The organism is Allosphingosinicella sp. (assembly GCF_036570505.1).
Taxonomy (GTDB): Bacteria; Pseudomonadota; Alphaproteobacteria; order Sphingomonadales; family Sphingomonadaceae; genus Allosphingosinicella.
This window is the reverse complement of sequence record NZ_DATCYB010000054.1, coordinates 1-17,666: the sequence shown is the minus strand read 5'-3', so window position 1 is coordinate 17,666 and position 17,666 is coordinate 1. Positions and strand designations below refer to the sequence as shown.

General features: G+C 65.1%; 16 protein-coding genes. 6 read left to right on the top strand and 10 right to left on the bottom strand.

Annotation, left to right across the window (positions count from 1 at the left end):
* Positions 1 to 33: 33 nt before the first annotated feature.
* The 8 genes from VIR62_RS05775 to VIR62_RS05740 form a co-directional block, all read right to left on the bottom strand.
* Complete coding sequence (locus VIR62_RS05775) at positions 34 to 384, bottom strand: 4-fold beta flower protein (protein ID WP_431869467.1); 351 nt, start codon at positions 382 to 384, stop codon at positions 34 to 36.
* A gap of 163 nt (positions 385 to 547) precedes the next feature.
* Complete coding sequence (locus VIR62_RS05770; RefSeq protein ID WP_431869481.1) at positions 548 to 994, bottom strand: YaiI/YqxD family protein; 447 nt, start codon at positions 992 to 994, stop codon at positions 548 to 550.
* Between the two features lie 2 nt (positions 995 to 996).
* Positions 997 to 2,697, bottom strand: coding sequence for a DEAD/DEAH box helicase (locus VIR62_RS05765; protein WP_431869465.1), 1,701 nt, complete (start codon positions 2,695 to 2,697; stop codon positions 997 to 999).
* Positions 2,698 to 3,027: 330 nt separating this feature from the next.
* Positions 3,028 to 4,197, bottom strand: a complete 1,170-nt coding sequence (locus VIR62_RS05760; RefSeq protein ID WP_431869463.1) for an NAD(P)/FAD-dependent oxidoreductase — start codon at positions 4,195 to 4,197, stop codon at positions 3,028 to 3,030.
* 30 nt (positions 4,198 to 4,227) lie between these two features.
* A complete protein-coding gene (locus VIR62_RS05755) occupies positions 4,228 to 5,817 on the bottom strand; it encodes a peptide chain release factor 3 (RefSeq protein WP_431869461.1) in 1,590 nt (529 codons plus the stop codon).
* A gap of 90 nt (positions 5,818 to 5,907) precedes the next feature.
* Positions 5,908 to 6,846, bottom strand: coding sequence for a transposase (locus VIR62_RS05750; RefSeq protein ID WP_431869460.1), 939 nt, complete (start codon positions 6,844 to 6,846; stop codon positions 5,908 to 5,910).
* A complete protein-coding gene (locus VIR62_RS05745) occupies positions 6,846 to 7,820 on the bottom strand; it encodes a HEAT repeat domain-containing protein (RefSeq protein ID WP_431869459.1) in 975 nt (324 codons plus the stop codon). The genes VIR62_RS05750 and VIR62_RS05745 overlap by 1 nt, the downstream gene beginning before the upstream one ends.
* A gap of 71 nt (positions 7,821 to 7,891) precedes the next feature.
* A complete protein-coding gene (locus tag VIR62_RS05740) occupies positions 7,892 to 8,032 on the bottom strand; it encodes a hypothetical protein (RefSeq protein WP_431869457.1) in 141 nt (46 codons plus the stop codon).
* 416 nt (positions 8,033 to 8,448) lie between these two features.
* Here VIR62_RS05740 and VIR62_RS05735 point away from each other — a divergent pair, with 416 nt between their 5' ends.
* From VIR62_RS05735 to VIR62_RS05725, 3 genes are all read left to right on the top strand, one after another.
* On the top strand, positions 8,449 to 9,489 hold the full coding sequence (locus tag VIR62_RS05735; protein WP_431869456.1) for a phosphotransferase: 1,041 nt from the start codon (positions 8,449 to 8,451) through the stop codon (positions 9,487 to 9,489).
* A gap of 66 nt (positions 9,490 to 9,555) precedes the next feature.
* Positions 9,556 to 11,559 carry a CHASE2 domain-containing protein gene (locus VIR62_RS05730; RefSeq protein WP_431869454.1) on the top strand — a complete coding sequence of 668 codons (2,004 nt, stop codon included), beginning with the start codon at positions 9,556 to 9,558 and terminating at the stop codon, positions 11,557 to 11,559.
* A 73-nt stretch (positions 11,560 to 11,632) separates the two neighbouring features.
* Positions 11,633 to 12,298, top strand: a complete 666-nt coding sequence (locus tag VIR62_RS05725; RefSeq protein ID WP_431869453.1) for a hypothetical protein — start codon at positions 11,633 to 11,635, stop codon at positions 12,296 to 12,298.
* A gap of 67 nt (positions 12,299 to 12,365) precedes the next feature.
* On the opposite strand, the gene VIR62_RS05720 is transcribed toward VIR62_RS05725, so the two are convergent.
* Positions 12,366 to 14,528 carry a M3 family metallopeptidase gene (locus tag VIR62_RS05720; protein ID WP_431869452.1) on the bottom strand — a complete coding sequence of 721 codons (2,163 nt, stop codon included), beginning with the start codon at positions 14,526 to 14,528 and terminating at the stop codon, positions 12,366 to 12,368.
* 200 nt (positions 14,529 to 14,728) lie between these two features.
* On the opposite strand from VIR62_RS05720, the gene VIR62_RS05715 reads away from it, so the two are divergent.
* The 3 genes from VIR62_RS05715 (at position 14,729) to VIR62_RS05705 (ending at position 16,653) form a co-directional block, all read left to right on the top strand.
* Positions 14,729 to 15,430 carry a cyclic nucleotide-binding domain-containing protein gene (locus tag VIR62_RS05715; RefSeq protein WP_431869450.1) on the top strand — a complete coding sequence of 234 codons (702 nt, stop codon included), beginning with the start codon at positions 14,729 to 14,731 and terminating at the stop codon, positions 15,428 to 15,430.
* A 97-nt stretch (positions 15,431 to 15,527) separates the two neighbouring features.
* A complete protein-coding gene (locus VIR62_RS05710) occupies positions 15,528 to 15,941 on the top strand; it encodes a Rap1a/Tai family immunity protein (protein ID WP_431869448.1) in 414 nt (137 codons plus the stop codon).
* Positions 15,942 to 16,095: 154 nt separating this feature from the next.
* On the top strand, positions 16,096 to 16,653 hold the full coding sequence (locus VIR62_RS05705) for a hypothetical protein (protein WP_431869446.1): 558 nt from the start codon (positions 16,096 to 16,098) through the stop codon (positions 16,651 to 16,653).
* A 59-nt stretch (positions 16,654 to 16,712) separates the two neighbouring features.
* Here VIR62_RS05705 and VIR62_RS05700 read toward each other — a convergent pair.
* Positions 16,713 to 17,666 (bottom strand): PD-(D/E)XK nuclease family protein (locus tag VIR62_RS05700; RefSeq protein WP_431869444.1); only part of this gene is annotated, 954 nt, incomplete at its 5' end.

Sequence of the window (17,666 nt, the reverse complement as noted above, 5' to 3'; positions counted from 1 at the left end):
GGCGGCAGGGGGGACCGCCGCCGCGCCCACCGCTTATTCAGCGGCGATCGCCATCGGCTCGTCGAGGTACAGGGGGGTCTGATCTCCCTCGCAGAGCAGATGGAAGACGTCACGATATCCGTAATCAACGAGTCCGCGGCGCCGAAAGCTCGCGCCGGGGGCGGGAACGACGGGCGGCGGTGAGACCGGCTGGATCGACCGCGGGTTCACCGTCGGCTTCGCCACCACCGTCTCCTTGAACAGCTCGCCCACATAGCTGCCGTCGATCCGGTAGACATGCGTGCCGAGGATGCGGCCGAGCGGTCGGCCGCCCATGTCATGAATGAAATTGCTGAAACGGAAGCCGACGGGGTGTCCGTCGGTCTGATAGATGTACATCGCCATGAGAAAACTGCCCCTCGCTCGCTCCGTTAACCGTATTTTTGGTTAACGCCCGCGCCGAAAATGGCCCCGAAGCCTGTATCCCAGATGAACGAAACGGCCTCGACTCGAGGGAGGGCCCCACGCACAGGACAAGGCGAGCGATAGCGACGCCGAACGGTTCGTCTCAGCCGCGTCTCAGCCGCACCAGTGCCTCGTCGAGCGTCGAGAGAAAGCGTGAGCGGTCGCTCTTGGCGAACGGCGGCGGCCCGCCGATGGAGTCGCCGCCGGCGCGCAGGTCCGCCATGATGGCCCGGGTGGCGATGGCCGCGCCGATCGAATTGGCGGTGAAGGGCTTGCCGTTGGGCGCGATCACGGCGGCTCCCGCCTTGAGGCATCGATCGGCCAGCAGGATGTCGGCCGTAACCACCACCGTCCCCGCGTCCGACGCTTCGGCGATCCAGTCGTCGGCCGCGTCGAAGCCCGTGCCGACGACGATCCGCTCGATCAGCGGATGGTCCGGCACGCGCAGCATGCTGTTGCTGACGATGCTGACCGGCACGCCGTGCCGCCAGGCTACCTTGTAGATCTCGTCCTTCACCGGACAAGCGTCGGCATCGACGAGGACGCGCACGCTCACCGCTGCCGCTTGGGCCCGGGCCGGAAGGGCTTGGCCTTGTGGCGAGGCGGCGGAGGCCCGGCACGCCGGTTCTGCCTCGCCGCTTCACGCGGCTTGCCCTGCACCGGCTCGATGCGGACGCCGCCCTCGCCTTCCGGATCGCCGTCTTCGGTCCGCTTCAGCGCGGCGGCGAACTTGCCGGCGGCGGCGCGCGGAATCTCGAACATCGTCTCGTTGGCGGCGATGCGGATCGCGCCGATCTCGTTCTTGGTGATGTGACCGCGACGACAGAGCAGCGGCAGGATCCAGCGCGGGTCGGCATTGTGACGCCGCCCGATGTCCATGCGGAACCAGACGGTATCCTCGAACCCGGGTCGCGGACCGATCTTGTGGGGTCGTTCCCCCGGACCGGCATCGACCATCTCCTCGGGCGCCGGCATCCGCGCGCGATGGGCCCGGACAAGCGCGGCGGCAATCTCCTCCGGGCTCTTCTGCTCGAGCAGCCGCGCGGCCAGCTCACGGTCGGCCTCGTCGATCTCAACCGGCTCGAGCAGGGCGGCCAGCAGGCGCTGGTGGTCGTTGCGGCGGATGTCCTCCGGTGTCGGGGGCTTGATCCATTCGGCCACGATGCGGGCGCCGCGCAGCACCGATTCGACCCGCTTCCGCCGCGGATAGGGCACGACGAGGATCGCGGTTCCCTTCTTGCCGGCGCGCCCGGTGCGGCCGGAGCGGTGCTGCAAGGTCTCGGCATCGCGCGGCAGCTCGACATGGACGACAAGGCTGAGATTGGGCAGATCGATGCCGCGCGCGGCGACGTCGGTCGCCACCAGCACCCGGGCGCGGCCGTCGCGCAGCGCCTGCAGTGCCTGGTTACGCTCGTTCTGGCTATGCTCGCCCGACAGGGCGACGGCGCTGAAGCCGCGCTCGGTCAAGCTCGAATGAAGCCGCCGCACGTTGTCGCGCGTGGCGCAGAACAGCAGAGCCGATTCCGCCTCGTGAAGGCGGAGCAGGTTGACGACCGAATTCTCGATATCGGCCGGAGCGACCGCCATCGCCTGATAGCTGATGTCGCCATGGCCGCGATCCTCGCCGACCGTGGAGATGCGCAGCGCATCGCGCTGGTAGCGCTTGGCCAAGGCGACAATCGGCTTGGGCATGGTCGCCGAGAAGAGAAGCGTCCGCCTTTCCTGGGGCGTCGCGTCGAGTATCTCCTCCAGATCCTCGCGAAAGCCCATGTCGAGCATCTCATCCGCTTCATCCAGCACGGCGACGCGGAGGTTGGAAAGATCGAGCGCGCCACGTTCGAGATGGTCGCGCAGCCGTCCCGGCGTCCCGACGACGATATGCGCGCCCTGGCTGAGGGCGCGGCGCTCCTTCGAGGCGTCCATGCCGCCCACACAGGTGGCGATGCGGGCGCCGGCCTTTCCGTAGAGCCAGATCAGCTCGCGGCTGACCTGGAGCGCGAGCTCGCGCGTCGGTGCGATGATCAGCGCCAGCGGTTCGCGGATATAGGGAAGCTCGCCGTTCGGCTCGATCAGCTGGGGCGCCATGGCAAGACCGAAGGCGACAGTCTTGCCGGAACCCGTCTGGGCGGAGACGATAAGGTCCCTCCCCTCCGCTTCCGGCTCCAGCACGGCGGCCTGGACAGGCGTGGGCGCGGCATAGCCGCGGGCAGCGAGGGCTTCGCCGAGCATCGGCGGCAACTGAGAGAAGGGCATGATGATCCAGATGGGTTGCGCCGCGGCGGCGGCAAGGGAGAGATTGAGGCAGATTGCTGTTCGACTTGGCTTAGATCAGTGATATTAGTGGGATAGCGGATCGCGGCATGGGGGCCGCGTTCGCAAGGGGGGAGACCAGATGAAGCCCGAAGCAGCCCTTCAGCTCTGCCAGATAGTGGCAAGGCTGGCCGACACAATCGAAAGCATCGCACGCGAGACGAAGACCAGCGAGCATGAGTTGGCCCATCGGCAACATTCGCCAGGACACCTTATACCTGCTCAACGATCTTCGAAAGAAATCCTTCTTCTAGACCGGATCTCCCCGAGCAATCACAGTGACTGTCCGGCGGCCCAGCCGCTCGCCCAGGCCCATTGGAAGTTATAGCCGCCGAGCCAGCCGGTGACATCCACTCCCTCGCCAACGGCATAGAGCCCCGGCACCGATTTCGCTTCCATCGTCTGCGACGAAAGCCCGTCGGTACTGATCCCGCCCGCCGTCACCTCGGCCTTCGCAAAACCTTCGGTGCCTTTGGGAGCGAACGACCAGTCGGCAAGCCGCCTTTCCGCCTCCTCCAGCTTGCGGTCCGGCATGTTGGCAAGCTCGCCCCAGAGGCCAAGCCGCTTCGTCAATGCTTCCGCCAAGCGGCCGGGCAGCAATTCGCCGAGGATCGTATGGAAATGCGACCGGGGTCGCGCGCGCTTCGCTCCTAAGAGCCAGTTGCGCCCGCATGATGGCAGGAAGTCGATGCCGATCTCGTCGCCATGGCGCCAGTAGGATGAGATTTGGAGGATGGCCGGTCCAGAGAGACCCTTGTGCGTGAACAAAGCGGCCTCCCGGAATTCGGCCTTGCCGGTGCGGGCCACGACTTGGGTCGCGACGCCCGAGAGTTCGCGGAACAGCACTTCGTCTCCGCCGAGCGTCAAGGGCACCAGCGCCGGCCGCGGCTCGACGACTTTCAGGCCGAACTTGCGCGCGAGGTCGTAGGCGAAATCGGTCGCTCCCATTTTCGGGATGGAGGGTCCACCGGTCGCGACAACCAAGGCAGGCGCGACAGCGATTTCGTCGCCGTAGCGAACTCGAAAGTGCCCGTCTGCATGCTCCACGTCCCGCACCTGCCGGCCCAGCGAAACGCGCGCCGCGCCTTTCGCGCATTCCTCCATCAGCATGGCGACGATCTGTCGCGCGGAGCCGTCGCAGAAGAGTTGGCCCAGGGTCTTCTCGTGCCACGCGATGCGGTGGCGGTCGACGAGGTCGATGAAATCCCGGGCGGCGTAGCGGCTGAGCGCAGACTTTGCGAAGTGCGGATTGGCGGAAAGATAACGATCCGGCGCCGTGTGGATATTGGTGAAGTTGCACCGTCCCCCCCCGGAGATGAGAATCTTCTTCCCGGGCTGGTCGGCATGATCGATCAGCAGCACGCGCCGCCCGCGCTGGCTGGCGACCGCCGCGCACATCAGCCCGGCGCCGCCCGCACCGAGGATGATGGCGTCGTAGGTCACTTAAATCCTACCCGGCACTGGGAGGATCGATCACGTCCGCTCCTTGGTCGCCGTGAATCGGATGTTGGGGTTGCGACCCTCGTGGAAATTCAGCTCCCACAGATCCTTCGCCATGAACACGGGTGCGCCGTCGCGGTCGGTGGCGGTGGCGTTCTTGTGGGTTTCGGTGAAGGCCTTGAGATCGGCCGGATTGTCGGCGGCGATCCAGCGCGCCGTGTCCCAGGGCGAAGGCTCGAAACGGGCGTCAACCTTATACTCCACCTCCAGCCGCGACATCAGCACATCGAGCTGGAGCTGACCGACAACGCCGACGATCCAGTTGGCGCCGATCGAGGGGTAGAAGACCTGCGTCACCCCCTCCTCCGCCATGTCGTCGAGCGCTTTCCGGAGCTGCTTCGTCTTGGTCGGATCGGCGAGCACGACGCGGCGCAATATCTCCGGCGCGAAGTTCGGCAGGCCGGTGAAGCTGATCGCCGCGTCCTCGGTCAGCGTGTCGCCGACGCGGAGCGTGCCGTGATTGGGGATGCCGATGATGTCGCCGGGAAAGGCCTCGTCGGCCAGCTCCCGGTTCTGGGCGAAGAAGAGAATCGGGCTGTGCACCGCGATCGACTTGCCGGTCGAAGGCTGGAGCAACTTCATGCCCCGCTTGAAGCGCCCCGAGCAGAGCCGCATGAAGGCCACGCGGTCGCGGTGCTGCGGGTTCATGTTCGCCTGCACCTTGAAGATGAAGCCGGTGACGGCGTCATGGTCGGGATCGACGGGACCGGCGGTGGTGGGCTGCGGCAGCGGCGACGGCGCATGCTTGCCAAGCGCCGCGATCAACTCGCCGACGCCGAACTCCTTCAGCGCAGAGCCGAAATAGACGGGCGTGAGATCGCCGGCCAGATAAGCGGCGGAATCGAATTCCGGATAGGCGGCGACGGCGAGCGACGCTTCCTCGCGAAGCCTGGCGAGACCGTCGGCGGAGACTGCGCTCGCAAGCCTCGGATCGTCAAAACCGGTGAAGTCCACCGTGTCCCCCTCGAAATGGCCGCCGCCGCTCTTGGCCGGAAGGTGGAGCCTGTTCGAGCGGAGGTCGTAGACGCCCTCGAAGGTGCCGCCCATGCCGACCGGCCAGCTCATCGGCGCGACGTCCAGCGCGAGCACGTCCGCGATCTCGTCGAGGAGAGCGAACGGTTCCTTGCCCTCGCGATCGACCTTGTTGACGAAGGTGATGATGGGGACGTTGCGGAGCCGGCAGACCTCGAACAGCTTCCTCGTCTGCGCCTCGATGCCGCGCGCCGCGTCGATCACCATCACGGCGGAATCGACGGCGGTGAGCGTGCGATACGTATCCTCGGAAAAGTCCTCGTGGCCCGGCGTGTCGAGCAGGTTGTAGGTGACGCCCTCATGTTCGAAGGTCATCACCGAGCTGGTGACGGAGATTCCGCGCTGCTGCTCGATCTTCATCCAGTCGGAGCGGGCGCGGCGGTTCGCGCCGCGCGCCTTCACCTCGCCGGCGAGATGGATGGCGCCGCCGAAGAGGAGGAGCTTTTCGGTGAGCGTCGTCTTGCCCGCGTCCGGGTGCGAGATGATCGCGAAGGTGCGCCGGTCCGGGCGGCCGGTCGGTCGGTTGAGCATTTCCAAGGGATCCGATGAAATCGAGTTCGCGGCCCCTTAGCAGCGGCGGATCGGAAAGGCGACCCTTGTTCGCCGAAACAAGGAAGCGCTTCAGGCGACTTTCAGATGCTCCCCGCTGAGCCAGGCGCGGCCCTTTTCGAGCTTCTCGGCCTCGCGCTTCGCCATCGCGCTAATGAAGCGGTTATCGCTGCGCGTCGCTCGCTCGAACAGCGCGATGCGGTCGTCCAGCTTCTCCATCGTCGACGCGCGCGACCTTATGGCGTGGAAGCGGATCTGGTCGTGGGGATGGCGGGCGGCGAAATCCTCCACCAGAGCCTTGCCTTCCTCGCCGCCGATCTGGGCCGAAAGCGAAAGAAGCGCCTCGGTCGCCGTGCGGGTGACGCAGGCGGTTATTTCGGAATTCTCGATGTCGAACCGATACTGGTCGAGAAAATGGGTGCACGCGCCCGCTTCCATGATGTTGAGAGAGACCGACATCTCGTCGGCCGGCAATTGGAGGTGGACGTCGCGGTGAATGCGGTAGAGCATCACCTTGCCTTCATCGAGCTTCGATTTCTCGATGTAGCGCAGGTTCACCTTCTCGCCGACGTAACCGGCGACGTTGGCATAATCATACTCATAATATTCGGACCAGTATCCGGGCCCCATATAGCCGACGGTGAGGAACGAGAAATTATGATCGTGCGCCTTCCCGTAGAAGAAGGGGTCGGTGCCGCTGTCGCGAACCATGGAGTCGCCAAGAGCGGGCCAGATGTTGGCACGGATGATGAAGTTTGTCGAACCGGCGTGGAGCAGAATCACTTGGGGCGTGTAGCGATTGGTCTCGATCTGGTTGCCGCAGCGGCTCTCCAGTTCCTTTAAGATGATATCGCCCAGGAAGGCCCGGTTGTTCGCCAGCTTCTTGAGCGCCGGGCCCCAGGACGCGAAATTATCTTCGTCGCGCGGGTCGAACGAACCAGTTTCGAGCATTTCCACCAGATCGCCGAGATCGATCGCCTCGGTGGTCTCGGTCGGTATCACGCGCGGCATCAGGCCGCCGCCTCGTCTTCGCCGAAGAATAGCGCCAGGGTTTGCGCCGCCGTCGCACGCACTTCGGGGTGAGGATCGGCCTCTGCCAGGCGGCCGAGTACCGGTAGCGCCGCCTCGACGTCTAGGGCGAGAAGCTCCCGCGTCAGATACCAGCGCGCATAGAAGGGGGCTCGCTCGATCAGGCGGGCGATGACCGGCGCCGCGTCCTTGCGGCCCATCAGGCGAAGCAGCGACGCCATCATCTGTGTGCGCGAGCTGACCTCGTCGGTGCTGGTGGCACCGACGAGGTCGAGGGTGCGGTCGTCATATTCGACAGCCAGCGGGGCGCGATCCACGAGTGCCTCGGCCTGGATATAAACCATGTCGGACGTGGCGTGCTCGATCACGAAGCTTTGCGTTCGGCCGTCCAGTGCCAGGGTCTCGCCGTCGGCTATTCGCCGCCGTTCGACCAGACGGCAATGCCCCCCTTGATCGTCTGCGAAAGTGTCGCCGCTTTCCGGTGCTTCCCAGATGGTCAGGGTCGCGTTCCCGCTTTTCAGGAAATGGAAGACGCTCCTGAGTCCGCTGAATGCGATCGACCCAGAGCCGCGCCCGCCGCTTTTCTTCGCGGCAAGGGCATCGGCGCTGGTGACTCCCATCGAGACGGTGACATCGGGATCGGCGTAAAGGAGAATGCTGGTCGCGACATCGCTCGCCAGCAGCAGGAAGTGAGGCCTGAAGAACGGATTATCGGCCGCGGCCGCACTGAAGTCGCGAAGCAGGTCGCGAAATTCATCCGTCCGCGACATGAACCGACGGGCGGCCGCGAGAACCGAGTCGGCTGTCCTGATTTTTAGAGAGCGGAGGTCGTGCTGCAGTTCACGGACGCCTGCTCGGCTGGTCCAGCGCTTCATGAATTCATCCGCCGCTTCGCGGGCATCCACTTGCCGCTGGGGATCATCGAGCCAAGCGGTCAACTCGGCGCTAACAAACATGCGAAAATCCCCGTACGCGTCGACTTTCTGAAACCGGGCGAAAGCGACGCGGCTTCCGCCCGGAGGTTCAGTTATGCACAGCGGATGAGGATAGAGATACCTATCATCACGCCCAGGCACATCGGTCCCGCGACCTCTTTCTGCTTCGCCGAGCCATACATACCGATGCTGGTCTGGAGCTCGGGAATACGAGCGATGTCGATCTTTTTCATGTTCTTTTCCCTCTATTTAAGTCGTACGACTGGTCGGGAAATGCGTTGCCTCGGCTTGGCCAAAAGCCGCTTCTCGAACGTGATCCTGCGGATACCCCGAACACGTTGCGTCCGGGAAATTCCGAAGGTCTCACCCCCTCGATCGGGCTGACAAACACTTCCTTCCCAACCCTCCTAGTCTCGGGAAAATCGAAAAGCTGTCGCATGCTTAATGAAAAACTTACCATATCCGGCCTGGGCGCGCTCATTGTCCCAGATTGGAACATCGCGGGTCGAGCGCCGCGCTACGGTCGCGGGCTTTCAAAGTGCGTGCTGACGGCCATCGAATTTCCCCGCTCGCTCTGTTAACCCCGAGGCCACCAGCCGAGGACGAACAGGTGAAGTCGACGGATAGAAGCACCCGGAATAGGGGTACGATGGCGGTTCGCGACGGGCACCAATTCAGTGCCGCCAGGCTCGAGCAGTGGCTGGAACGGCACATCGCCGGCTTTGTAGGCCCGCTTCATGTCGAACAGTTCAAGGGCGGCCAGTCCAACCCGACTTACAAGCTCATCACTCCCGCCCGCTCCTACGTCCTGAGGCGTAAGCCGCTCGGCAAACTGCTTCCCGGAGCCCATGCCGTGGACAGGGAATATCGAGTGATCGCCGCCCTCGGCCAAACCGGCTTCCCGGTGGCCGAAGCGTTCGCCCTGTGCGAGGACGACGGCGTCATCGGCACGACTTTCTACGTGATGGAGATGGTCGAAGGCCGCATATTCTGGGAGGCTACCTTCCCTGAGGTGAGCGATGTAGAAAGGCCCGCCTATTTCGACGCCATGAATGCCACCATCGCGGAGCTTCACCGTATCTCGCCGGATGCCGTTGGCCTCGGCGACTTCGGCAGGCCGGGCAATTATTTCGAGCGCCAGATCGGCCGCTGGTCGAAGCAATATCTGGGCGACGTCGAGGCCGGGCGTGTCGCCGCGATGGACACGCTGGTCGAGTGGCTGCCGAACAACATCCCGGCGGGCGAGGACGAAGTCCGGATCATCCACGGCGACTTTCGCTGCGACAACATGATCTTCCATCCCCGCGAGCCGCGGGTGCTCGCCGTCCTCGACTGGGAGCTTTCCACGCTCGGCCATCCGCTCTCCGATTTCAGCTATCATCTGATGATGTACCGGATGCCCGCCGGCCTCACCGCCGGTCTGGCTGGGGTCGATCTTGCCGCCCTCAACATCCCTTCCGAAGAAGACTATGTCGCCGCCTATTGCGAGCGCACCGGCCGGAGCGGGATTCCGGACCTCGATTTCTACATCGCCTTCAACATGTTCCGCCTCGCCGCGATCGTCCATGGCATCAGGGGAAGGCTAGCGCGCGGCACCGCCGCCTCCGCCCATGCCGACAAGATGGCGGCGGGGCTCGAGAGCCTGGCCGACCTCGCCTGGCGGCAAGCGGAGCGCGCCGGTGCCCGCTGACGCAGCGGTGGACTTACGGTCGAATTCCTTTAACAAGGTTCAAGGGGTCGCTTGGGGGGCGGTCGAATGGGGGATGCTGGAGGACCGAGCTGGTCGAGCCGAGCGAAGCGGACGCTCAGGCAGATCGGCCCCGTGCGCCTCGCCGGCACCGTCCTTTTCCTGATCCTCGGACTGCTCTCCGCGCGCTACAGCTGGGATATCCCGCTCGCCCGAGACGCCGAGCGCGGCCTCTACGACATCCGCCTCCTGGAAACCGCCGAGCGCGTGCCGCAGGACGACCGCATCGTCCTCGTCGTCTATACGGACGAAACGCTGGAAGCCCTCGCCAAGAGATCGCCGCTCGACCGCGAGATGCTCGCCGACGCTCTGCGCAAGATAGATGCGATGAATCCGAAGGCGATCGGCATCGACATCCTGATCGATCAGCCGCAGGCCGAAGACCCGATCCTGATCGACGCGTTCCGGCAGCTGAAGACACCGACCTATCTCGCCTTCGCCTCCAACGCGACAAACCCCGATTACATGAAGCTCTGGCAGGAGGAGTTCCTGACCGGGTTCCTCACCCGGCTCGCACCGGGCCCTGTGAAGCCCGCCAGCATCATGCTGGAGCCCGACCTGGAGGACGGCGTCATCCGGAGCTGGCCGAGGCAGGATGAACGGCTGCCGCCGCTTCTCGCCAATGCGCTGACGCCCGTGCATCCCGAATTTCGCGACTATACGCGCAGCATCGCCTTCCGCCTGCCCGAAAGCGCCGATTATCCCGTCTTCTCCAAGCTGCCGATCGACCTCTTCGTCACCGACTTCGCGGAGGCGCTGAGGCCGCAGATCGAGGGGCGCTATGTGCTGATCGGCGGCGATATCCAGGACCTCGACGATTACGAAACGCCGATGACCCGCCTGGACGGCAAGCTGACCAAAGGTCTGGAGGTCCATGCCCACCTTCTCGCCCAGCTGCTCGACGGAAAGATCCCGGCGGTTGTCGCGGGCTGGTCGCTCTGGCTGGTGGCAATCGCGGTCGTGATCGCGGGCGGACTCACCAGCCTGCTCGAAATGCGAAGCTGGAAGCTGGCGGTCGTCCTGACGGGCCAGGTGGCTTTTTTCGTGTCGCTGCCCTTTCTCCTGCAGGCCAACAATATCGATACGCTCGGCCTCCCTGCTTTCGGCTGGGCGGTCGGCTGGTTGTTCGCCTTCGCCGCGGTCGGGACGGCGGCCAAGGCCGTGGGGTCGGAGCAGCGGCGCTTCGCGCAGTCGACGCTCGGCAAATATCTTCCCGTCGACATCGCCAACCAGATATTGCGCGACCCCGAACGCCTCGCGCCCAAAGGCGAAAAGCGCCAGATCTACGCGATGTTCACCGACATGGAGGGGTTCACCAAGCTCAGCCACGCGATCACGCCGGAGCAGCTTTCGACGCTTCTCAACCGCTACCTCGACCTCTTGAGCGATACGGTGCTGAAACATGGCGGCACGATCGACAAGTTCGTCGGCGATGCCGTGGTCGCCTTCTGGGGCGCGCCGATCGCGCGGGAAGACGACGCTGACCGCGCCGCCAAGGCGGCGATCGCCATGTACGAAGCAGGTCAGGAGTTTGCACGATCGGGAGGCGACGACATCCCTCCGCTCGGGAAGACCCGGGTGGGCCTTCATCGCGGCGAGGCGGTGGTCGGCAATTTTGGAGGCGAAGGGCGCATCCAGTACACCGCCCTCGGCGACGGCATGAACACCGCCGCGCGCCTCGAATCGGCGAACAAGTCGCTGAAGACGACCATCCTCGTCAGCAGCGAGGCCAGGGAGCTGTCGACACTCGAAATTTTCCGCCCCATGGGCCGCATCGTGCTGAGCGGCCGCGCGACTCCAGTCGAAGTGTGGGAGCCCGCGCCGCAAATGGACGCGGAGCTGAGGGCAACGCTCGTCAAACTGTGGGAGCGGTTCGACGGAGGCGACACCTCGGCGCTTCCCGAATTGGAACAGATCGCCAATTCGCACACCGAGGATGCAGCGCTGGCCAATTTCGTGTATCGTATCAGGGAAGCAGGTCCGGGAGGTCATTTTGTCTTGGGTTCCAAATAAAGGAAAGGTCGCGCGTCTCGCCGCGGCCTTGTTGATCGTATCGAGCGCCGCCGCGGCGGCCGCGGAAGTCCTCGTGGTTCGGGCATCGGGCCCGTCCGCGAAAAGCTATCCCGCCGGCCGAAAGCTGGCGGACGATGCCCGCATCACCTTGCAGGCGAACGACTCGCTCGTCCTGCTCGACAACCGCGGCACCCGCACCCTGAGAGGCCCGGGCATCTTCACGCCGAGCGGCCCGGCCCAGGCGAACAGCCGTTCGGCCCTCGCCTCGGTGGCGACGGGCTCGACTCGGCGAGCTCGCATCGGGGCCGTCCGCAGTGTCGGCGGGGCGACCGCGGCCCAGCCGGGAAGCATTTGGCATGTCGATATCGCCAAGAGCTCCAACGTCTGCCTTAGCGATCCAGCGCATGTGACGCTCTGGCGATCGGATGCGACCAAGCCGGTGATCCTCACGGTCACGCGCCCGAGCGACGGCGCGACGCGGACCGTGGAATGGGCTTCCGGCGAGCCGACGGTCAGCTGGCCGTCCGACCTCGCGATCGCCGATGGCGCGAAATACAGGCTTAGCTGGGAGGGGGCCTCCGCGCCGACCGATGTGACGTTCCAGACGCTCGCCGCCGAGCCGACGGAACCGGAGGCCATGGCCTCGACGCTCATCCAGAACGACTGCGACGCCCAACTCAACGTTCTGATCCAGGCGCTCCAGCTTCCGCCGAGCGCGGAGACGACGACGGAAGGCTGATCTTTCCACAAACAAGAAAAGCGGCGCCTCCGGTGGGAGGCGCCGCTTTCTTTTTGGAGCTGGCCGATCAGTTGGTCGGAAAACCGCGCTTCTTGAGCAGCGCGTTCACGTCCGGATCGCGGCCGCGGAAGGCGCGGTAGGCCTCGGCGCGGTCGGTCTCGTTGCCGGTCGACAGCAGAGTTTCCTTGAACCGCTCCGCCGTCGCCTTGTCCCAGACGTTGCCGGTCTCCTCGAAGGCCGCCCAGGTGTCAGCATCCATCGTCTCCGACCAGAGGTAGGAATAGTAGCCCGCCGAGTAGCTGTCGGATGAGAAGAGGTGATTGAAGTGCGGCAGGCGGTGGCGCATCACCAGTTCGTCCGGCATGCCGATCTTCGCCAGCGTCTCGCGCTCGAACTTGTCGGGATCGACGACGCCCGTCGGATCGACGTGAAGCGCCATGTCGACCAGGGCCGACGACAGATATTCAGCGGTGGCGAAGCCCTGGTTGAACTTGGACGACGCCTCGATCTTGTCGACCAGGGCCTGCGGCATCGGCTCGCCGGTCTTGTGGTGCTTGGCGAACCGGTTCAGTACCTCCGGCGTCAGCAGCCAATTCTCGTTCACCTGGCTCGGATATTCCACGAAGTCCCGCGGCGTGCCGCCGAAACTCGGATAGTAAACGTCCGAGAGGAAATAGTGGATGGCGTGACCGAATTCGTGAAACAGGGTCTCGGCATCGTCGAGGCTGATCAGCACCGGCTCGCCAGGCGCTGGCTTCACGAAGTTGTTGTTGTTAGAGCCGAGCACGATCTCGTCGCCGAGCAGGCCGGCATGGCTGCGGAAGGTCGTCGCCCAGGCGCCCGAACGCTTACCCGTGCGGGCGAAGTCGTCGCGATAGAAGACGCCGACCTGCTCGCCGGTCTCGCGATCGGTGACGCTGTAGACGCGGATGTCCGGATGCCAGGTGGGGACGGTGCCGGTGATCTCCTTGAAGTCGAGACCGTACAGCTCGCCCGCCGCCCAATAGGACGCGTCGATGATGTTGTTGAGCGAGAAGTAAGGTTTGATCTCTTCCTGGGAGAGGTCGTAGCGGTCCTTCCGCACCTTCTCCTGATAGTAGCGATAGTCCCACGGCTCGATCGTGATGTCGTGGCCGAGCTTGTCGGCGATCGCCTGCTGATCGGCAACCTCCTCATTCACCCGGGCAACGGCGGCGGGCCAGACGCGCATCATCAGCTCCTGCGCCTCGGCGGGCGTGCCGGCCATCGTGTCCTGCATTCGCCAATGGGCGTGGCTCTCGAAGCCGAGCAGTTTCGCGCGGTCGGCGCGGAGCTTCACGATCTCGGCGATGATCGCGTTCGTGTCATTGGCATCGCCATTGTCGCCGCGGTTGACGAACGCCTTCCAGGTCTTCTCGCGCAGCGCGCGATTGTCGGCGAAGGTGAGGACCGGGTCGACGGCCGACCGGGTGTTGACGATGGCATAGGAGCCGGCAGGAAGGCCCCGCTCCTTGGCAGCGGCCGCGGCGGCGGCCTTCACGTCTTCGGGAACGCCGGCGAGCTCCGCCTCGGTGGCGGTGATATAGGTGCTCTCGTCCGCCAGCACCTTCTCGCTGAAGGTCGCGAACCTCTCGGCGAGCTGCTGGTTATAGGCCGACAGCTGCTGCTTCTGCGCTTCATCGAGGTTGGCGCCGCGCCGCACGAACTGATCGTAGAGACGCGTCACCAGTCGCTGCTGCTTGGCATCGAGACCGGAAGTCGCGCGCGCTTCATAAACGGCCTTCACGCGCTGGAAGAGCTCGGGATTAAGGATGATCTCGTCATAGGCGGCCGAAAGCTTGGGCGACCATTCCTTGTCGAGCGCCTGATATTCCGGCGTCGTCATGTTGCTGGTCATCACGCCGAAAACGGAGAGCACGCGGTCCAGCCGTTCTCCAGTCTTCTCCAGCCCCTCGACCGTGTTTTGGAAGGTCGGCGGGGCCGGATTATTGGCGATGGCGAGCACCTCGCGGCGCTGCTCGGCGATGGCGTATTGCAGCGCCTCCGGGAATATTTCCGGCGTCACCTTGTCGAAAGGCGGCACGCCGCCATAGGGTCCGCTCCAATCGGCCAAGAGGATGTTGTCGGGCGCCGCGACCGGCGTTTCGGCGACGGTGGCCGGTTCGACGGTCTCGGCAGTCGGGGCGGTTTGAGTGGTGGCGCATCCGCCAAGCGCGAGCGCGGCAACGCTCGCCAGAAGAACAGCTTTCAAGGGACTCTCCCATTTCGGTCCGGGAGGCGCCCGGTGAACCCCGGGCACCGCGTCATGGCGCGTGTTGTATAATATCAACGCTGAACCTCTGGCAACTCGCCGTTCAGCTTGGTCGCGCCCTTCGCCGGCCCCGTCGTGGGCGCTTTGCAAACGGTCACTTCTGGCGCATTATCGCGACCGATCGCGTGCCGGGGGAAATGATGGCGACTGAAGGGCTTGGATCGGCGTTCACGACGGGAGGCCTGGTGGGCCAGCTCGCCTTTCTGCTGCTCGTTCTCGGCGTCATGACAAGCCGTTACAAAAGCGCCCGCGCCTTCATCGCCGTCGCCGCCCTGATCGGTCTTTGCCACTCGATTCTATGGACCGGGAATATCGTGGCGGCCTTCTGGTGGGGCTTGCTGATGGTGGCTTCCCTCCTCGTCCTCGGCCGGCGCCTGGCCGAGAACGCCAGGACCCGCTTCACCGTGGAGGAGGAGGCAATGCTGGCCGGCGTGCTTTCCGCGCTTCCGCGCAGCCGCGCCCGGCACCTGCTCGACCAGGGCTTCTGGCTCTCCGGCCGGGAGGGCGACGTCCTAACCCGCGAGGAGGAGGCGGTGACCCACCTCTTCTACCTCAGCAGCGGAGAGGCTCGGGTGATGAGCCACGGCAAGAGGGTCGGGACCTGCCACGCCGGCGACCTTATCGGCGAAGTCACCGTCCTTTCCGGCGACGAGGCCAGCGCCACCGTGATCCTCGAAGGGCCCGCGCGCTTCTGGTGCGCGCCCGCCAAAGTGCTTCGCCCCTATCTCGCCGCCCACGAAGATGTGCGGCATGCGCTGGAACAGGGCTTCACCGCCTCGCTCAAGGCCAAGCTCAGGGCGAGCAACGAGCGCATCGCCGAAGCGGGCGGCGTCGCGGCCTAGCTCGACCTCCCGCCCGGTGCGGGTTGAACAGCGACCGTCGGCCGTTAAGATCGGCTGAGGCGCTTGAGGCAGTGCTGGCCCGGAAAGGAAGAATGAGATGTTCGCAAGCGGGTTGGTGCTGTTCGGGCTCGTGCTTTCGCAAGCCGTGCCGGCCGTGTCCCCGGTGCCTGCCGTGCCGGAGGAGGCGCCGCTGATACCCGCTTTCTTCACCGCCCAGACGCTCTACGACATCTGCAAGAGGCCCAATGCCGGACAATGCTCCATGTATGTCGCGGGCACGCTCGACGGTGTGTTCTTCATGGATGCGGCGCAGGAAAGCAGGAGCTTCTGCCTGCCTCCCACTACCAACCGGAAGGTCGCCGATGCGGTCGTCGGCTATCTGGAGACACATCCAGACGTCCTTGATAAGGCCGCGGCCGCGGTCGTCCATGAAGCCGTCGCCCAGATGTATCCTTGCCCGCCCTCCGAGAAGCCGGAGGAAGGGCGAGAGGAGCTTACGCCGGTCGATTGATCGGCGAAGCGGGCGTCCGGCGCGGTGGATGCCCCGGTTCCTCTATCCGATCGGAAAGAAAGCGGCTGGCGCTCGTTTCATTGCGCATACGGCATAGCCGCACGCGTGGGGGCCTTTCGCCGGCGTTCAAGGACGCCGGACACAGGAGGCCATAATGAAGACAGCAGTAATGATCGTCGCCGCCCTGATGGTCGGCGGCTCGGCCCTCGCCCAGACAACCAGCGATCCTTACGCGATCGACGATCCGTACGCCACGGACACGACTGTCACAAGCGACCTGGATACGACAACGACCGACACGACCACCGCCACAGGCGTTGGCGGGCCCTATCAGCCGACGACCACGGCCATGGGCGCGGCGTCGAGCAAGGGCGGTTATCCCCCCTGCGATCCAGGCCCCGGCGACGACAATTGCATCCAGCTTTATGAAGCCGGCGTCGATTCCTCGACGAACCTGGCCATGAACCGCAACCTGGGCGAGGGCTCGACGATGATGGCGAGTGCCGACACGACTTCGGGCGCAACCCCATCGACCTGGACCAACGACAGCAGCCCGACCGCCGATATGACCTCGACGGCCGTGGGCGGCCCCTACGAGCCGGTCGCCGGCGCGCCGACCAGCAAGAGCGACTATCCGCCCTGCGACGGCTCGGAGAGTGCCGACAATTGCATCCAGCTCTACGAGCGCGGCGTCAGCGGCGACGGCAACTAACCCGATCGTCGATGCTTCGCATTCGGCCTCCGCCTGCGACAGGCGGGGGCCGAATTGTATCAGTCGCTCTCGCGGCCGTACCACTCGTCGAGCCGCATCAATTGGTCGTAATCGCCATAGGGCGCATATTCCGGGTGAAGCTTGGCGGTGAAAGGTTCGGCGCCGGTCAGCCATTTTTCCGCGGCGGCGATGAAGTTGCGGGCGGCAAGCGTGGTAAAATCGGCCGGGTCGAGGCCGTTGCGTCCGCCCACCGGACTGGCCACGTAGCCGAGCTTCCCCGCTTTTTTGGCCAGCGACCAGTATTCGAAGGCGGCGGGCACGCCTTCCATTTCCTTGAATCCGCCCCGTTCGGCGATGAGGCCTAGTAGGCCGAGTTGCATCGAATAGCCTTCCGCCACCGCCTTGTTGCTCGGCGGGGCACCTGTCTTGTAGTCGACGATGACGAGTCCGTCGTCGGCGTCACGGTCGATACGGTCGGCCTTGCCGCCCAGCGTGACCCCGGCAATGTCGATCTCGCCCCAGGCTTCGGCGACGGCCGGAAGGCGGCCCTCATCCTTGTTTCGCGCGACCTCCTCGGCGATCCAGTCGATCGCCTCCATCAGGCGCGGCTGCCAGAGCGCGCGCATCAGTGGATGGGCCGAGGCGGAAGCGAGCAATGCCTCGGCGCGCGGGCGGAGCTTCGCCGGGTCGCAGTCATCCTCCTTCATCCAGGCTTCGAGGACGGCGTGAACGGCGCTTCCCCGCCACGCGGGACTGGGGTCGGCGTCGATGGGGTCGAGGGCGGAAAGGCGCAGCATCTTGCGCGCATAGAAGGCGAACGGGTCCGCCTTCAGCCGGTCGACGTCGGTCACAGCAATGGTGCGCGGCCTGACTCCGACGTCGGGCGAAGGCGCCGGTTGCGCCGCGGGGCGATAGGCGGCGGGCCTGTCGAGCGCCCGCGCCCAGCGGCGGTGAAAAGGCGAACGGGTGAGACCGCCGGTCATCGCCTCCAGCCTCAGCCAGAAGCGCGAGGC